The organism is Flavobacteriales bacterium, from assembly GCA_025210295.1.
Lineage (GTDB): Bacteria > Bacteroidota > Bacteroidia > Flavobacteriales_D > Parvicellaceae > S010-51.
In genome coordinates this window covers 31,215-48,300 of the sequence record JAOASC010000048.1, presented here as the reverse complement: position 1 = coordinate 48,300, position 17,086 = coordinate 31,215, and the positions used below count along the sequence as shown (strand labels likewise).

14 protein-coding genes are annotated in these 17,086 nt (G+C 33.7%); 7 read left to right on the top strand and 7 right to left on the bottom strand.

Going from position 1 to position 17,086, the window contains the following annotated elements:
• Positions 1-11: 11 nt before the first annotated feature.
• From yidD to N4A35_16430, 3 genes are read right to left on the bottom strand one after another with little or no spacing between them, the layout of a single operon-like run.
• Positions 12-269: a membrane protein insertion efficiency factor YidD gene (gene yidD / locus N4A35_16440; protein MCT4583003.1), complete on the bottom strand. Its 258-nt coding sequence runs from the start codon at positions 267-269 to the stop codon at positions 12-14.
• A 26-nt stretch (positions 270-295) separates the two neighbouring features.
• Positions 296-1,099: a hypothetical protein gene (locus tag N4A35_16435; protein MCT4583002.1), complete on the bottom strand. Its 804-nt coding sequence runs from the start codon at positions 1,097-1,099 to the stop codon at positions 296-298.
• Positions 1,100-1,114: 15 nt separating this feature from the next.
• A complete protein-coding gene (locus N4A35_16430; protein MCT4583001.1) occupies positions 1,115-2,641 on the bottom strand; it encodes a GH3 auxin-responsive promoter family protein in 1,527 nt (508 codons plus the stop codon).
• A gap of 265 nt (positions 2,642-2,906) precedes the next feature.
• Between N4A35_16430 and N4A35_16425 the strand changes: the two genes are divergently transcribed.
• A complete protein-coding gene (locus tag N4A35_16425) occupies positions 2,907-3,491 on the top strand; it encodes a thioredoxin family protein (protein ID MCT4583000.1) in 585 nt (194 codons plus the stop codon).
• A 273-nt stretch (positions 3,492-3,764) separates the two neighbouring features.
• Here the strand turns inward: N4A35_16425 and rho are convergent, their stop codons facing one another.
• The 4 genes from rho to N4A35_16405 form a co-directional block, all read right to left on the bottom strand.
• Positions 3,765-5,507, bottom strand: coding sequence for a transcription termination factor Rho (gene rho / locus N4A35_16420; protein MCT4582999.1), 1,743 nt, complete (start codon positions 5,505-5,507; stop codon positions 3,765-3,767).
• A 161-nt stretch (positions 5,508-5,668) separates the two neighbouring features.
• Positions 5,669-9,013 carry a transcription-repair coupling factor gene (gene mfd / locus N4A35_16415; GenBank protein MCT4582998.1) on the bottom strand — a complete coding sequence of 1,115 codons (3,345 nt, stop codon included), beginning with the start codon at positions 9,011-9,013 and terminating at the stop codon, positions 5,669-5,671.
• A 54-nt stretch (positions 9,014-9,067) separates the two neighbouring features.
• Positions 9,068-9,439, bottom strand: coding sequence for a YraN family protein (locus N4A35_16410; protein MCT4582997.1), 372 nt, complete (start codon positions 9,437-9,439; stop codon positions 9,068-9,070).
• Positions 9,436-9,927: a hypothetical protein gene (locus N4A35_16405; GenBank protein MCT4582996.1), complete on the bottom strand. Its 492-nt coding sequence runs from the start codon at positions 9,925-9,927 to the stop codon at positions 9,436-9,438. Before N4A35_16405 ends, N4A35_16410 begins: the two co-directional genes overlap by 4 nt.
• Before the next feature lie 78 nt (positions 9,928-10,005).
• Between N4A35_16405 and N4A35_16400 the strand changes: the two genes are divergently transcribed.
• The 6 genes from N4A35_16400 to N4A35_16375 all read left to right on the top strand — a co-directional run bounded on the left by N4A35_16400 (position 10,006) and on the right by N4A35_16375 (position 17,047).
• Positions 10,006-11,544: an oligosaccharide flippase family protein gene (locus N4A35_16400; protein ID MCT4582995.1), complete on the top strand. Its 1,539-nt coding sequence runs from the start codon at positions 10,006-10,008 to the stop codon at positions 11,542-11,544.
• A complete protein-coding gene (dut, locus tag N4A35_16395; protein ID MCT4582994.1) occupies positions 11,541-11,975 on the top strand; it encodes a dUTP diphosphatase in 435 nt (144 codons plus the stop codon). Before N4A35_16400 ends, dut begins: the two co-directional genes overlap by 4 nt.
• Positions 11,976-12,099: 124 nt before the next feature.
• On the top strand, positions 12,100-13,104 hold the full coding sequence (locus N4A35_16390; protein MCT4582993.1) for a sugar phosphate nucleotidyltransferase: 1,005 nt from the start codon (positions 12,100-12,102) through the stop codon (positions 13,102-13,104).
• Between the two features lie 71 nt (positions 13,105-13,175).
• Positions 13,176-14,828 (top strand): tetratricopeptide repeat protein, encoded by a 1,653-nt coding sequence (locus N4A35_16385; protein ID MCT4582992.1) that lies wholly within the window; start codon positions 13,176-13,178, stop codon positions 14,826-14,828.
• Positions 14,829-14,831: 3 nt separating this feature from the next.
• Complete coding sequence (locus N4A35_16380; GenBank protein ID MCT4582991.1) at positions 14,832-15,290, top strand: hypothetical protein; 459 nt, start codon at positions 14,832-14,834, stop codon at positions 15,288-15,290.
• A 314-nt stretch (positions 15,291-15,604) separates the two neighbouring features.
• Complete coding sequence (locus N4A35_16375) at positions 15,605-17,047, top strand: T9SS type A sorting domain-containing protein (GenBank protein MCT4582990.1); 1,443 nt, start codon at positions 15,605-15,607, stop codon at positions 17,045-17,047.
• Positions 17,048-17,086: the final 39 nt, after the last annotated feature.

Below are 17,086 nucleotides of genomic sequence, written 5' to 3'. Positions count from 1 at the left end.
TATTGTGTGTTTTAGTGCGCGTGATTACAGTGTTCGTGATTGCATTTTCGAGGGACTGGGTCATACCCAGATGTTCCCCATGGATGACATTTTGCTAACCGTTTCATTCCTAGCCAAATGCCCTTTAGTGGTCCCCATTCCTTTACTGCTTCAACAGTATAAACAGAACAAGTAGGGGTGTGTCTACAGGTAGCAGGAAATAAGGGAGAAATAATCCATTGATAAAGTTTAACAGGAAATAAAACGATATAGCTTAAAATGGTTTTCATAATTAATTCTTACAAGATAAGATATTCTATTCTGAATCTAATTCAAAAACAGAAAAAATACCATCAGTAATGCTATAAATCTTATTGTTTTTTAACGTTGTTTTTGAATTCTTAGGTGCTTGAAATGGTGTTTCTTGCGTTTCAAACGTTAATAGATTATAAGCTTTGATGTAGTTGGGGGTTTGATAAAAAATAGTGTTTTCTTCTATGCTCAATACTTGTTGGTTATCCTGTAAATGAACGGTTGAATAGTAAGCACCAAAGTTGTCGAAAATTAAAATTGATGTTGGGGTAATGAGGTATAGCTTGTTTTTATGCTCAATTAAATCAACAACATCAAGCGTATCTAGCCCCAAAATTTGTAGTAAGTTACCAGATTCATAGATTCGGTTCATGGTAAGGTCAACTTTGATGATTTGAAACAATTCTTGGTCATAAAACCAAACGCCATTGTCAATAGAACTGTAGGCAAAAACACTGGTGTTATATAGATTAGCATTAGTTAGGTCTAGTGTTGTGTTACGTTCAGTTGATAAAGTATTGTCTAAAATTTCTAATGTGTTTTGGTCTTTATGTAGGACTAAAACTTTGAGTGGATTACTGACATCTATTTTATTGATAGCTCCTAGTTGATTGTTACTATATGTTGCTATTTTTTTTCCTTTAGCGTTGTACTGATCTATTGTTTCTTTATTAAAGATATAAATTTTGTCAAGGTGGTCAATACAGATGTCGCTGGGGGGATCAATTTTAAAGCTAAGGATAGGTTGGGGCTGGGCTTTTATGAATAAGCAGATAAACGATAGTATTATGAGAGTAGAAAATTTCATAGATAAAGATTAGTCTTATTTCATTAACGCCAAGAGTTCTTCAATTAGTATTCTGTTGTTCGACAAACGAGGTATTTTATGTTGTCCCCCCAATTTATCTTTACTAGTTAACCAATCATGAAATATGCCAGTTTTTGCAATATGAATGATCGGTTTTCTAATAGTAAGGTCATTCGATCTTTTGGCTTCATAATCACTATTCAAACTTTTTAAAGCATTGTCTAAAACGTCAACAAAAAAGTCAATGTTTTTCGGTTGTTTATAAAACTCAATAATCCACTCATGTCCGCCAGTTTCATCTTCTTTCATAAAAACGGGCGCCAGTGTATAATCTTTGACTGAGGAGTTGGTGCGTTCACAAGCAATGCGAATGGCATTGTCTGTGTTGTCTACCATAACCTCTTCTCCAAACGTATTGATAAATTGACTTGTTCGCCCAGTTACGATAATTCGGTGCGGTTTTAAATGGGTAAATTGGATAGTGTCTCCAATCATATAACGCCATAATCCAGCACTAGTCGTGATAATCAAAGCATAATTGATGCCTGTTTCAACATCTTTTAATTCTAGCGTTTTGGGGTGCTCTTTATGAAGTTCTTCTAGTGGCAAAAATTCGTAATAGATGCCATAGTCCAACATCAATAGCATATCAGTGGCTTTGACTTGATCTTGGATGGCAAAAAAGCCCTCGCTAGCATTATAGGTTTGAACATAGTTCATGTTCTTGTTTTTTATAATGGCTTCAAATTGAGAACGGTAAGGTTCAAAGTTAACACCTCCATGCATATATAACTCTAGGTTGGGCCACACCTCCATGATGTTGTCTTTTTGAGTATGTTCCAAAACTTGTTTTAGAAAAACGAGGGTCCATGAAGGAACTCCTGCTAAGATCATTACATCTTCATTGACGGTAGATTCAACCATTTTAGGAAGTTTTTCATTCCAGTTTTCCATCAATGTAATTTCTTTTTTTGGGGTTCTTCGCCATTCACACCACCAAGGTAAGTTATTGACAATAATCGCAGATAAATCCCCAAAATAGGATTGATGGTTAAAATAGTTAATTTGAGAACTCCCTCCTAAAATAAGGTGCTTCCCATTAAAAAGTTGTGTATTGGGATGATGGTTGTAGTACATCCCCAATAGATCTTTACCTCCTTTATAATGACAATCTTCTATCACCTCTTTGGTCACAGGAATAAACTTACTTTTCCCTGTCGTTGTTCCTGATGATTTTGCAAACCATTTAACTTCTTCTGGCCAAAGTAAATTTTGCTCGCCTTTTATATTTCTGTCAATGTAAGGTTTTAAGGAACTGTAGTCCTGAATAGGAATGTTTTTAGTGAAATCGAGGTAATTCTCTATGGATGAAAAATGATGCTTCTTCCCGAATTCAGTATTCTTTGCACGCGTTATAAGTGATTCTATGAGTTCGTTTTGAACTTCTATAGGGTGTTTTTTGAATAAGTCAATTTGATGGATTCTTTTTTTTATGATCCACGAAAAAATAGAATTGAAAGGTTTTCCAATTCGCTTATTCATTGTCTTGAAGCGTTTATCAAATTATCCGAAAAAAACAATAGTGAAAATAGTAACTAATGCTAATCCAACATAGATGTATCCAATTCCTTCTGTGCTTCCGTGAAAATTTTTATCTGCCATTTCTTATTCTTATTTTACACAAAAGTAATAAAAAAAGTGTTCTGCTTATAAGAGATAAATTAAAAATTTAGTTATCCTATAAGGAATTTGTTTTTTTTAAGACAGATATATAAAATGAATCAAGTCAAATAGAATAAATCAAGAGATGAAAGTGACAAAAGAATTTTACAACGAATTACCTGATTTTGATGTTTATTATCAGCATATTCAGGAGTTATTTGAAGACGGGAAGACTACAGGTACAAACCAGTCTGAAGCAATGTTGAACTATACCAAATTGTCTTTAACAAGAACAAAGAGAGGGTTGAAGACTTATCGGTTAACTGAGGAGTTGGTGGATAAAGTAAAAACACACCCTACTAAAAATTGGTTGCTAATATCAGAAGCTTGGTGTGGAGATGCAGGAAACATTATTCCAATTATGAAATTGCTAGCTGATGAGGTAGGTGGCATAACATTAAAAGTGATGATTAGGGATGAATACCCTGAAGTGATGGAGAATTATTTAACAAATGGAGCCAAAGCAATTCCCATTTTTGTGTTGTTTGATGAGGATTTTAATGAAGTTAAAAGATGGGGGCCTAGACCAGCTCCAGCTCAAAATATGGTAATGGAGCATAAAACTAATCCACAATTGTCCTATGAAGAGTTTAGTGTGGAATTACAAAAATGGTATGTAAAAGATAAAACACACACGTTACAAGAAGAGTTAGTAGAATTGTTTAGTTAGTCTCTATTTTGTCTTATCACTGATGAATTCAATAATAAGGTTAGAAGTAAACAAAAACAGTTGAGCTAAACATCCCCATTTTAAAATTTGAAATACTAATTTTTTATCCAAAAATAAACTCATAAAAAAATAAGCTATTAGATTTAGAATTGAAAAGAAAATTAGAAAAAGAAAGGTTTGTTTTACAGCTTTTTTCATCGTCTAAAGCTACATTAAAAAGCCCCAAAATAAAATTTTATTTTGGGGCTTTTTTTATTAATTGTATTTTCTTTTTTATCCATTCATAGAAGCTAAGAACTCTTCATTAGTTCTACTCGCTTGCATACGGTCTTTTAAGAATTCCATCGCTTCAACAGATTTCATGTCTGCCATATATTTTCTTAATAGCCAAACACGTTGTAGAGATTCTTTGCTTAATAATAAGTCTTCTCTTCTTGTTCCAGATGTTAGAATATCTATGGCTGGGAATATTCTTCTATTGGCAATCTTACGATCCAATTGTAACTCCATATTACCAGTACCTTTAAACTCTTCGAAAATAACTTCATCCATTTTAGAACCAGTTTCAGTTAACGCAGTAGCTAAAATGGTTAGAGAACCTCCATTTTCAATTTTACGAGCAGCACCAAAGAATCGTTTTGGTTTGTGTAAAGCATTTGCGTCAACTCCACCAGTTAAGACTTTTCCAGAAGCTGGCATTACGGTATTGTAAGCTCGTGCTAAACGAGTGATAGAGTCTAATAAAATACAAACATCGTGTCCACTTTCTACTAATCTCTTTGCTTTTTCTAATACAATATTCGCAACTTTTACATGTCTTTCTGCTGGTTCGTCAAATGTAGAGGCGATAACCTCAGCATTTACACTACGTTGCATATCGGTAACCTCTTCAGGACGTTCATCAATTAAAAGAACCATTAAGTAAACCTCAGGGTGGTTACTAGCAATAGCATTAGCTACATCTTTTAATAAAACAGTTTTCCCTGTTTTAGGTTGAGCTACGATCATTCCTCTTTGCCCTTTTCCTATAGGTGCAAATAAGTCCATAACACGAGTAGAAAGTGTTTCTTTACTGTGTCCTGTTAACTTTAGTTTTTCTGTAGGGAAAAGTGGTGTTAAGTATTTAAATGGTACACGGTCTTTAATTTCGTTAGGTTCGCGACCATTAATCTTTAAGAATTTAATTAATGGGAAATAACGTTCTCCAATTTTAGGAGGACGAATGCTTCCTTTAATCGTATCTCCAGTTTTTAAACCAAATAGCTTGATTTGTGAATGTGAAACATAAACATCATCTGGAGATGGTAAATAATGATAGTCAGAAGAACGTAAGAAACCGTAGCCATCTTGCATGACTTCTAAAACCCCCTCGCTGGCAATTAAGTTATCAAAGTTATACCCCAATTCCTCTGCTGTCGTTTGCGGTTTTCTAATTTGCTTTTGATTAGGGTTGTTACGCTGATTTTGATTAGCGTTTCTTTGAGAATTGTTGTTCTGAGGTTTGTTCCCTTTATAACTAGGGTGGTTAGGGTTGTTGGCGTTAGCCTTACTGTTGTCAGTCTTTTTTGGGGGATGCTGTTTTTTCTGTTTGTTAGAGGTGTCTTCTGCTTCTTTTTTTTGAGTTTCTTTAACTTCGTTTTTGTTGGAAGTGTTGGCTTGTTTAACAGGCTTTTTTGTCTCGTTTTTGTTCGTCGAGTTTGTTTGTTTAACAGGCTTCTTCGTTTCCTTGTTTTTAGAATCTCTATCAGTAGTTTCAGTTGTTTTTGATTCTTTTTCAGTAGCAACCGCTTTTGTTGGTTTGTTTTCAGAACTAGCCAATTTTTCTTTACGATTGGTTCTAGGCCTTTTAGGCTTAGGCTTTGAAATTTCCGATGCAGATACTACAGCTTGTTCATCTAGAATCTTATAAACTAATTCTTCTTTTTTAAGCTTATCTACCCTTGTTAATTTTAACTCAGCGGCGATTTCGCGTAATTCAACAACTTTTTTGCTTCTTAGTTGAGCTATATCGTACATATAATACTGTAAATGTTATTTTGAAAATGTTTTGTGCGTATGTAGTGAATATTATCGTTTGGAATTGATGATAGAACTTAAATTCCTTTTCACTGTATGTAGCACAAATGTAAACATTTTTTTAAACTATTGATCTTTTTTTATCTTTTTTTAAATGTGACTTATTGGCCATTTAAAAGATGGCTGAGAGTATCTTTTGCTTCTTCAATACTCCTAATGTTGTTGAAGCGCATTCTTAACTTTCCGTTCTTTTCAGCAATTGTACAGTTTTTAGTATTTTTCTGAATGTAGTTGAGTACTAATGTAAACTTTTCTGATTGGAAATAAGGAGATTGTTGATCCGCAATAAATGAACCTAACATAATGTTGTTTTTAATGATCAGTTTTGTGAAGCCAACATCTTTAGCCAACCATCTTAACCTTACAGCATTCATTAATTCTTCAGTTTCTTTTGGAATGTCTCCAAAGCGGTCTTTTAAGTTAGAAGCAAAAAGGTTCAAGCGCTCTTCGTTTTCAGAATCGTCTAATTCTCGATATAAGCTTAACCTTTCTGTAATTTCATTTACATAATCATCTGGAATAACAAGCTGTAGATCTGTTTCGAGCTGACAGTCAGTAACAAACTCTTGGTTAGCTAACTCCTCTTCAAAAACATCTTTGAATTCTTTTTCTTTTAATTCTTTTATGGCCTCATCTAAGATTTTTTGGAAAGTATCAAAACCAATATCCCCTATAAAACCACTTTGATTGGCTCCTAACAAATCTCCTGCTCCACGGATGTCTAAGTCGCGCATAGCAATGTTAATCCCACTCCCTAAATCAGAAAACTGTTCAATTGCAGCTAATCGTTTTCTGGCATCATCAGTTAAATGTTGTGGAGGAGGAGTGAATAAATAAGCAAAGGCTTTTTTGTTGGAGCGCCCAACGCGACCACGTAGTTGGTGCAAGTCACTTAATCCAAAATGATTGGCGTTATTGATGATGATGGTATTCGCGTTAGGAACATCAATTCCCGACTCAACAATAGATGTAGCAACCAAAACGTCATACATTCCCGCCATAAAATCCATTATAATGGCTTCGAGTTGTTTGCCATCCATTTGGCCATGTCCAATAGCTACTCTTACATCAGGACATAAACGCTGAATCATTCCGGCTACTTCTTTAATATTTTGGACTCTATTGTTAATGAAATAAACTTGCCCACCTCGTTGAGTTTCATAGTTGATAGCATCTCTAACTGTAGCTTCACTAAATGATTGTACTATGGTATCTATAGGAAAACGATTGGGTGGAGGAGTATTAATAACCGATAAATCACGGGCGTTCATCATACTGAACTGAAGCGTTCTAGGGATAGGTGTTGCCGTTAATGTCAATGTATCAACATTGTTTTTTAATGTTTTTAATTTGTCTTTTACTGATACTCCAAACTTTTGCTCTTCATCAATAATCAGTAAACCTAAATCTTTAAATTGAACATCTTTTCCTGCCAATCGGTGCGTACCAATGATAATATCTACCTTACCTTCTGATAACTTTTTAAGTGTTTCTTTATTTTTAGCATTAGATTTAAAACGATTCACATAGTCAACAGTACAAGGGAAGTTTTTTAATCGTTCAGAAAATGTTTTGTAATGTTGATAAGCAAGCACTGTTGTAGGGACTAGAAGAGCCACTTGTTTATTGTCGGTAACAGCTTTAAAAGCTGCTCTGATGGCTATTTCTGTTTTGCCAAATCCAACATCTCCACAAACTAAACGATCCATTGGAGCTTCAGATTCCATATCCGCTTTAACAGCTATTGTTGTTGCTAATTGGTCAGGTGTATCCTCGTATATAAATGAAGCTTCTAACTCATTCTGTAGATACGAATCAGGTGTATAGGCAAACCCTTTACTTGCTTTTCTCTTAGCATACAATTGAATTAAATCGTATGCCATTTCTTTTATTTTCGACTTGGTCTTTTTCTTGGCTGCAGCCCAAGCAGGAGAGCCTAGTTTGTTTAATGTAGGTTGTTTCCCATCTTTTCCTGTGAATTTTGAAATTCGATGTAAAGAATGGATGCTGACATATAGAATATCCCCACCTTTATATACCAAACGAATTGCTTCTTGCATTTTTCCGTTAGTGTCTACCTTTTCTAGCCCAGAAAACTCCCCAACACCATGGTCAATATGGACAACAAAATCGCCTTTTTGCAAATTGTAAATCTCTTTTAAGGTGAATGCTTGTTTGGATTTTTTGTAGCCTTCTTTTAGTTTAAAACGATGATAACGTTCAAAAATTTGATGATCGGTATAACAAGCTATTTTTAAATCTTTATCAATAAAACCTTCATGTAGTGCAATTGGTATAGAACTGTAGCTAACTTCTTGTCCTATATCTGCGAAAATTCGGTGAAGACGTTCCAGTTGTGTCGTGTTGTCTGAAACAATGAGGTTGATAAAATTGTTGGAAGTGTTGCGGTTTAGACTTTCAATTAGTAAGTCGAAGTTCTTGTTGAAAGGAGGCTGAGGTGTGATAGCATAGTTGAGGGTGAGTTGAGCGTCGAAATGAAAACGCTCTCCAAACTCAATAATGCTGTGTTGTAGTAATTGCTTTTCGAAATCAGCGGGAGCCAAATAAAGTTGTAGAGGAGATAACCTCTTTACAGTGCTATCTAGCTGATTGTAGGTATAGTTTGCTTTGTCAAAGCCTTTGAGTATTTTGTCTTTGGCGTATTCAAAGTCTTTAATCCATATTTTAGTATCGTTAGGAATATAGCTTAAAAAAGAAGTCCTGCTTTCTTCCAACATTTTTTTATTGACATTGGGAACTATAGCGACTTTTTTTAGTGTTTTAACCGAGAGTTGATCTTCTGGGTTAAAGATTCGAATAGATTCTAATTCATCACCAAAAAATTCTAAACGATAAGGCTGGTCATTAGAAAAAGAATAGATGTCGACAATGTCTCCACGTATAGCAAACTGACCTGGTTCGAATACGTAATCCACTTTCTCAAAGTCATGTTCAATTAAAAGCTCATTAATAAAATCAACCTCGTATTCAATGCCAACTTCAAGCTCTAGGGTGTTTTTCTCAAACTCTTTTTTAGTAACAACGTTCTCAATAATAGCTTCGGGATAGGTCACTAATAGGATGTTTTTTCGTCTTTTTCTTACCGTATTTAGAACTTCAGTCCTTTGGATAATATTTGCATTATCAATAGCTTCTATTTGATAAGGTCTTCTGTAGGATGCAGGATAAAAAAGTAAGGAAACCCCTTTTTCATCCTTTAGAATGTGCTCTAAATTGTTATAAAAATATGCTGCTTCTTCTTTGTCTCGTAATACATATAAATAATTACCATTTAAGTTATGACAAACGCTGGCTGCAATTAATGCATCAATAGAACCAGCTAATCCTTTTAAATGAATTCGAGTGTCTCCTTGTTTTAAGGTGTTCGCAATTTGAGTCGAATGGGGAGACTCTTTGTAAATCGATTTTAATTTTTCTAAGTTCAAAGCATTAAGATTTATGAGCGGTTACAAAACTAATAAAATCTACTGGCTAATAACTTATAAAGAAGGGTAAAAAGCAGTCTTAATGTGTGTTATTTTGTCGCTATTGTTAAGCGGTATTATGATTAGATCAAAACGTGCTTCTTCATCAATATCGTGGGCTATGATATAGTGGTGGGCAGCTTCTATAATCCTTTTTTGTTGAGCAATACTTAATAAGTCTCTCAAAGATTCTTCTTGGTATTGACTACGTGTTTTGACTTCCAAAAAAACAATGCGATTTTCTGTTTGAGCGATAATGTCAATTTCAGCCTTACCATATCGGTAGTTTCTACATCGAATAACATAACCTTGCTGCTCTAAATAATTTACAGCAATTTGTTCTCCTTTGTTACCAGTAGTCTTGGTGTTTTTTCTAGTGGGGGTCAAGGGGTTTCAGATTGAATAGTAGGTTTTATAATTCTGCCTTTTTCGTCAGCCTTACATCTGCAATAACCTTCTTGGTATTCTTTGCCTTTAAATTTATGAATTACATAAATCTTTGCTCCTCTAATTGGGTAAGAATCACAATCATATCCATCATTTAGCCTTCCTTTTTTAAAGCTTACCACATAGTTGACGTTGTTTTTGAAATATAACTCAACTCCAGTAACTTTATTGGGGGTAGCAGTTAATAACCTACAACTAACAAAAGAGGAATCGTTTTTGATTTTTTTATAAAGTGAACCGTACCTTTTACCAGCATAAGGTTCAATGTCTATTTGGGCAAAAGAGTAACTTCCGATAAAAAAAGTAACGAAAAATAAAACATATTTTAATGTAGTCATAATGCTAAAATTTCCACCAAAAGTAAGGATTTTATTATTTGAGTGAATATGAAAGTCAATAATTTTATAAAAATAGTTAATTGCTATCATATCTATGGCTTTGTTCTGTTTTTAGTGTTATTTATATTTCTTACCTTTCGAGCTTATTGAGTTTCGGAAGTAAAACAGATGAGTAAGTTAAAAAAATTAATGGGACAAACATTAACTTATGGTGCTAGTAGTATCATAGGTAGAACCCTAAATTACTTTTTAACGCCTTTATTTACTTCGGCATATACAGCAGCTGAGTTTGGAGTGATCACAGAAATGTATGCTTATGTTGCATTTTTAGTTGTGATGTTAACGTATGGAATGGAAACGACTTATTTTAGGTTTTCTAATAATGAGGAATATAGTGCAAAAAAAGTATATGGAAATGTTTTGTCGTTATTGATCTCAACAACAATAATTTTTCTTTTTTCAACATTTGTTTTTTCTCAGGACATTGCCAACAGTTTAATGTTTCCAGAAAACCCTGAATATATAATTTGGTTTGCTACGATAGTGGGATTAGATGCCTTAGGAAGTATCCCTTTAGCTCGATTAAGGCAGGAAAATAAAGCAAAGAAGTTTGCATTAGTTAATTTGGTAAACATAGGGGTCTTTATTTCAATGAACTTATTTTTCTTGGTGTATTGTAGATTAAACTATAATGAAAATTCCAATTGGTTGATTGATTTGTTATATAATCCTGAAATAGGGGTGGGGTATGTGTTTATTTCTAACCTAATTGCAAGTGTGGTGAAGTTCTCTCTTTTGATTCCACAAATGAAAGTGAAATTGCAGTTGAATAAAGCGTTAATACTAAAGATGTTAAGGTATACTTATCCTTTGCTTTTTGTCGGTTTAGCAGGGATTATCAATGAAACATTGGATAGAGCCATGTTGAAAGAAATGCTGTTCAACCAAAATGTAAAGCTTGGTATGCTACCTGAAAAAGCACTGAACTTAGCACAAACACAACTGGGGATTTATGGAGCAAATTATAAAATAACAATGGTTATTTCTATGGCTATTCAAGCTTATCGATATGCTGCCGAGCCTTTTTTCTTCAAAGAAGCGAAAGAAAAAAATGCAAAGAGAACTTATGCATTGATTATGAATTTCTTTGTTGTTGTGGTGTGTCTAATGTTTTTGGGAGTTGCCTTAAACCTGCAAATATTTAGATATTTTACACCCAAAGAAATTTATTGGCAGGGATTAACAATTGTTCCTATTTTATTATTAGCGAATGTAGCATTAGGGATTTATTTTAATCAATCGATATGGTATAAATTATCAAACAAAACCATTTATGGGGCAATGATTTCTGTTATTGGAGCCTTAATAACCATTACCATCAATTTAGCTTTTATTCCCTTGTATGGCTATATGGCATCTGCTTGGGCAACATTAATATGTTATGGAAGCATGATGGTTATATCCTATTTCTTAGGTCAAAAGTATTATCCAATTCCATATAATTTAAGAAAAATAGGGCTGTATGTGTCTGTAGCTCTTTTGTTATTTTTTGTACGTTATCGACAAGATTTAACTGGGGATTTCAGTTGGGGAGTATTAGGATATCATACATTATTAATTCTAGTTTTTATAGGGATTGTAGCTTTCTTTGAGCAAAAGACACTGAAACGAATTTTACCCTCAAAAATTATAAAAAGATTAACATGAAAGTAGAGATTATCAATAAATCAAAACATGATACACCAGCATATGCTACAGCACTTTCGGCAGGTGTAGATTTAAGAGCAAATATCGATGAACCAATCGTTTTGAAGCCTTTAGCTCGAACACTAGTTAAAACAGGCCTATTTATTGCATTGCCCGAAGGTGCAGAAGCACAAGTAAGGCCTCGAAGTGGATTAGCATACAAAAAAGGAATAACAGTTTTGAATTCGCCAGGAACAATTGATGCTGATTATAGAGGGGAAATAGGCGTGTTGTTGGTCAACTTATCTAATGAAGAGTTTGTTGTAGAAGATGGAGAGCGTATTGCCCAGTTAGTCTTTGCAAGGTATGAAATGGCGGAATGGGAAGTTGTTGAGCAATTGTCTGAAACAGATCGAGGGGCTGGAGGATTTGGCAGTACTGGTGTTAAATAATATACAATATCTAAGAGTCAAATAATAAAAGTTAATAATTATTCGTTTATTTGTAGCCGAACTACCCAATTATATAGTTCAATTAAGAACTTGAATATAAATAAAAAGATTACAAGAATTTAATATGAAAATTATAGTACCAATGGCAGGGAGAGGTTCTAGGTTGAGACCTCATACCTTAACAATACCTAAACCACTAGTTCCTGTAGCAGGAAAACCAATTGTACAACGGTTAGTGGAAGACATTACAAAAGTTTGTGCAGAAAAAGTAGATGAAATTGCCTTTATTATTGGTGATTTCGGGAAAGAAGTTGAGGATAATCTGATTAAAGTAGCAGAAGATTTAGGTGCTAAAGGTACAATCTATCATCAAGAAGAAGCGTTAGGGACGGCACATGCTATTTTATGTGCTAAAGAATCTTTAAAAGGAAATGTAGTTGTTGGTTTTGCTGATACGCTTTTTCAAGCTGATTTTAAATTAGATAACGAAGCAGATGGAATTATTTGGGTAAATCAAATAGAAGATCCAAGTGCTTTTGGAGTTGTAAAGTTAAATGATGATAACATCATAACCGATTTTGTCGAAAAACCTGAAACTTTTGTTTCTGATTTAGCAATCATTGGGATTTACTATTTTAAGGATGGTGAAAACTTAGCCAATGAGTTGCAATATTTAATTGATAACGATATCAAAGAAAAAGGAGAGTATCAATTAACCAATGCTTTGGAGAATATGAAGCAGAAAGGGGTGCAGTTTAAAACTGGAGAGGTAAAAGAATGGTTAGACTGTGGGAATTATAAAGCGACAGTATATTCAAACCAAAGAGTTTTAGAGTTTGAAATAGAAAAGGATAATGTTTCGCCAATCGCTACGATTCAAGATTCAATTATTATTGAGCCATGCTTCATAGGTGATAATGCTGTAATAGAGAATAGTATTATTGGTCCTCATGTATCTGTTGGTGCCAATTCTGTTGTTAAAAGCAGTATAGTTAAGAACGCTATTATACAAAACGACTCTTCGATTAATAATGCGAATATTGCAGATAGTATGATTGGTAATAAGGTGCAGTATTCAGGCCGAAGTAAAGAGTTGAGTATTGGTGACTTTACCGAAGTTAAAGAGTAGTTTTGTTAAAATATATCGTCTATATCGCCCTTTTGTTAAGTTTTTTTTCGAGCTGTAGTTCGAAAAAAAGCTTGGGTGGAAAGACAGAAAGTAAATTGAGTCAAAAGAAAGAAAATCAATTTGCTACCAACTTTATTGAAGCAACAACTCAAAAAATAATCGGGAACTATGAGTTGGCTGAGAAATTGTTTTTGGAGGGCTTAAAGTTAAAGCCTAAGAGCGCTGCTACCTATTTTGAACTTTCAGGAATATACGATTATAAGAAAGAAGGGCAAATGTGTATCGAGAGTGCACAAAAAGCTGTGGAGTTAAATGCTGAAAATGATTGGTATAAAACCAATTTGGCAGTATTATACCAAAAGTATGGTTTGTATCAAAAATCATTAGAGCTATACAAAGAGTTGGTCAATAAACACCCTAATAGACATGAGTACTTGTTTACGCTCGCTGAAAACTACTTGATATTAGAACAAAAGGAAGAAGCGCTAAAGGTGTACGACAAAATTCAAGAGGAAATTGGGAATTCAGAAGAGCTAGCAAAGTATAAACAGAGCCTTTACCTTGAATTGGGACAAATAGATAATGCAATTCTGGAAATAGAAAAATTAGTGGAAGAAAACCCTGCTAATGCTGCTTATTATGGCTTGTTAGCTGAGCTTTATGAAGAAAAAGGGGATGCAGAGAAAGCACTAAAGCTTTATAATAAAGTACTAGAAATAGAGCCTAATAATGAAAACATTCGTTTTGCTTTGTACGGGTATTATAAAGAAAAAGGACAGCATGAGGAGGCTTTTGAACAATTAAAAAAAGCATTTGAAAACCCTGATGCATCTATTGAAACTAAAATCCAGATCTTATTAGGTTACTTAAAAACAGAGCATAAAGAAAAAAAGGAACAAGGAAAAATCTTAGCAGATATCTTAACTGTTGCTCACCCAATGGACGCGAGGAGTTTTACTGCAGTGGCTGAAATTTATATTCAAAAAGAGGAACTAGAAAAAGCATTAGAAGCGTATAAAAAATCAGTAAAAATTAATCCTGACCAACATCTAATATGGGAGCAAATAGTGTTTCTTGAAGCAGATTTACAATGGTATGATTCCTTAATAGTTGATAGTGAAAAAGCCTTAGAGTTGTACCCTACTCAACCTCTTTATTATTTTTTTAGTGGGTTAGCTAATCTTCAAAAGCAAGAATACGATTTAGCTATCGATCGACTAAGTGTGGGAAAGGAGTTGATTATTGATAATCAAAAAATGTTAGCAGAATTTTATCAAAAGATAGGTGATGCTTACCACGCTAAAAAGGAACATCAGTATTCAGATGAGCACTATGATAAAGCATTGGAAATAAACCCTAGTAATCCTACGTTGCTAAATAACTACAGCTATTACCTTTCAGAAAGAGGAGAGCAATTGGAAAAAGCAGAGAAAATGGCTCAAAAAGCGAATCGCTTGGTGCCTCAAAATGCTAATTTTTTAGATACATATGCTTGGGTGCTGTTTAAACAAAAAAAGTATGCTGAGGCCGAAGAGCAATTAGATGAAGCCTTACAGTATGGAGGTAGTAATTCTGCTGTGATATTAGAGCATTATGGAGATGTTAACTTCTTTTTAGGTAAAAAAGCTACGGCAATAGAATATTGGAATAAGGCACAGGAAAAAGGTGAAGGATCGCAATATTTAGAAGAAAAAATAAAAACAGAGTCTTACATAGAAAAGTAATTGATGAGGATAATAAAGCTTATAATATTATTTGTTGTTTTGAGCTGTTACCATTCTGCTTGGGGACAAAAGAAAGTTGTAGAGGTAACATTAGATATTAATGGAGTATTGGCAACTGTTCAGCTGGATGATTCAGGGAAAGAATATAAAGTTAAGTTAAATGAAACCTATTTTTGGTATAAGTCCAACAAAGTAATACAGACTGTAGGAGGATATCAAGGAAAACTCTTAAATGGCTATTATATCGAAAGCTACCCTAATGGACAATTAAAGCTAAAAGGTTGTTTCTGTAGAGGACAGCAGTGTGGAGAATGGAAGTATTGGAATGAAGAAGGGAAGCTACAGCGTGTTGAGCAATGGAAACAAAACCAATTGCATGGAAAGGTTACATACTTTAAAGATACTGGTGAAGTTGCGTTAGTAAAAGAGTTCAAAAAAGGAGTTGAAGCTTCAAAAGAATAACGAAGTAAGTTTAAAATAAAAAACATTGTTTACATTTCATCAAGTAAACTCCATGCTCTCTTTAAATAGTTCTTCTGTCCTTATAGGAAAGGGAAAGGCTGTGTGTGGCCTTTTTTCATTTTTTTGTCAAACTTAAAAAAATCAATTTTTTCATTTTTTTTTTAAGTACAAAACTCTATTTTTTTTAGTTGTAATATTCTTTTTTTTAGCTGATTTAGTAAAGTTATTCTATGCTATCAAAGAATGACTAAAGTCATGTCATATTATTTTTAATGAATCTAAATAGCAGATAGCTTTGCAGAAAAAATAATAATATGGACAAGAGAATAGTATTAAAATTGGCTTTGGGGCTGGCGTCTTTTCAGCTATATGGACAAAGCTTTAGAGAGATAGAAATCTTAAATGGAGAAGGGACAATTTATGGAGAGGTTTTATGGATAGATAGTCAAAATGATAGTATAAAAGAAGCCGTTGTCTCAGGTGCATCAGATAACTATGATCATTATGCATCATTGGTAAACAATACTGAGGGAGATTTGTCAGTAGATAGTGTTAATCAGTTGGAAGGCGTTTCTTTATCTTCTCTAGATAAAGCAGATTTTAATGGTGATGGATATATGGATATCATCATGACAGGTTATAATGGAACAGAGAATGTGGTTAATTTGTACACGAATAATACAGATGGTAGTTATTCAAAGACATTAACAGATATGATCGGAACGACCAATGGTAGAATTAGAAGTGCAGATTTTAACAATGATAATTTAGCTGATGTGATCATCACAGGAGTAGATACAAGTAGTACTTATTCAGCAAGAGTGTATCTTCAAAATGCCCAAGGTGGTTTTGTTTTAAAGGCAAATACTCTGATGGAGAACTATTTTGGAGATATTACCATTCTTGATGGAGATCAGGATGGAGATTTAGACGTGTTGTTAACAGGATTTGATTTAAGTTATGCACCAAATGCTAAATATTATTTAAATGATGGGACTGGAGTTTTTACTGAAAATGCCAATGCTGGTTTTGGGGGAGCTTACTTTACAGGTTCAAGTGTAGCAGATTATGATAATGATGGAGATGAAGACGTGTTGATTACAGGATTTAATTCAAGTTTTTCAGCTGAGACATTTTTATATGAAAATGACGGTAATGGTATTTTTACTAAACTAACAACTATGCCATTTGAGGGATTGTATTTTGGAACAGCCGATTTTGTAGACACTGATTTAGATGGAGATTATGAAGTCTTTATTACTGGTCAAGATGCATCGAGTACTTCAAAATCTTTATTCTATAGAAATGATAATGGAGTATATACACTAGATCAAGTGATCTCAGATACAATTATGGGGTTAAGTATAAGTTCAACTGCATGGGAAGACTATGATAAGGATAATGATTTAGATTTGATTTATTCAGGTTTTGATACAACATCATCCAGACAAATAAGAGTGTATGTAAATGAACTGTATGAGCCTACTTATGAGTACGCTTCAATAGTGAATGAAGAGAAAGGTAATTTGGTTCTTTTTCCAAATCCATGTGAAGAGCAATTTACGATTCTAACGGAAAATCGTTGGTTAGATAACGCAACTTTTATGATATATGATTTATCAGGAAAGATAGTGGTTTCAGGAAAAATAAAAAGTCCTGAACAAAGTGTTTCAATGTCTGGTGTAGATGCTGGGGTTTACATTGTACATGCTATAGTTGATGGTAAAACATTTATCCAAAAAGTAACTGTTAAATAACCAAGTTATAAATCAGAAGAAAAGGGCTGGCTCTATATA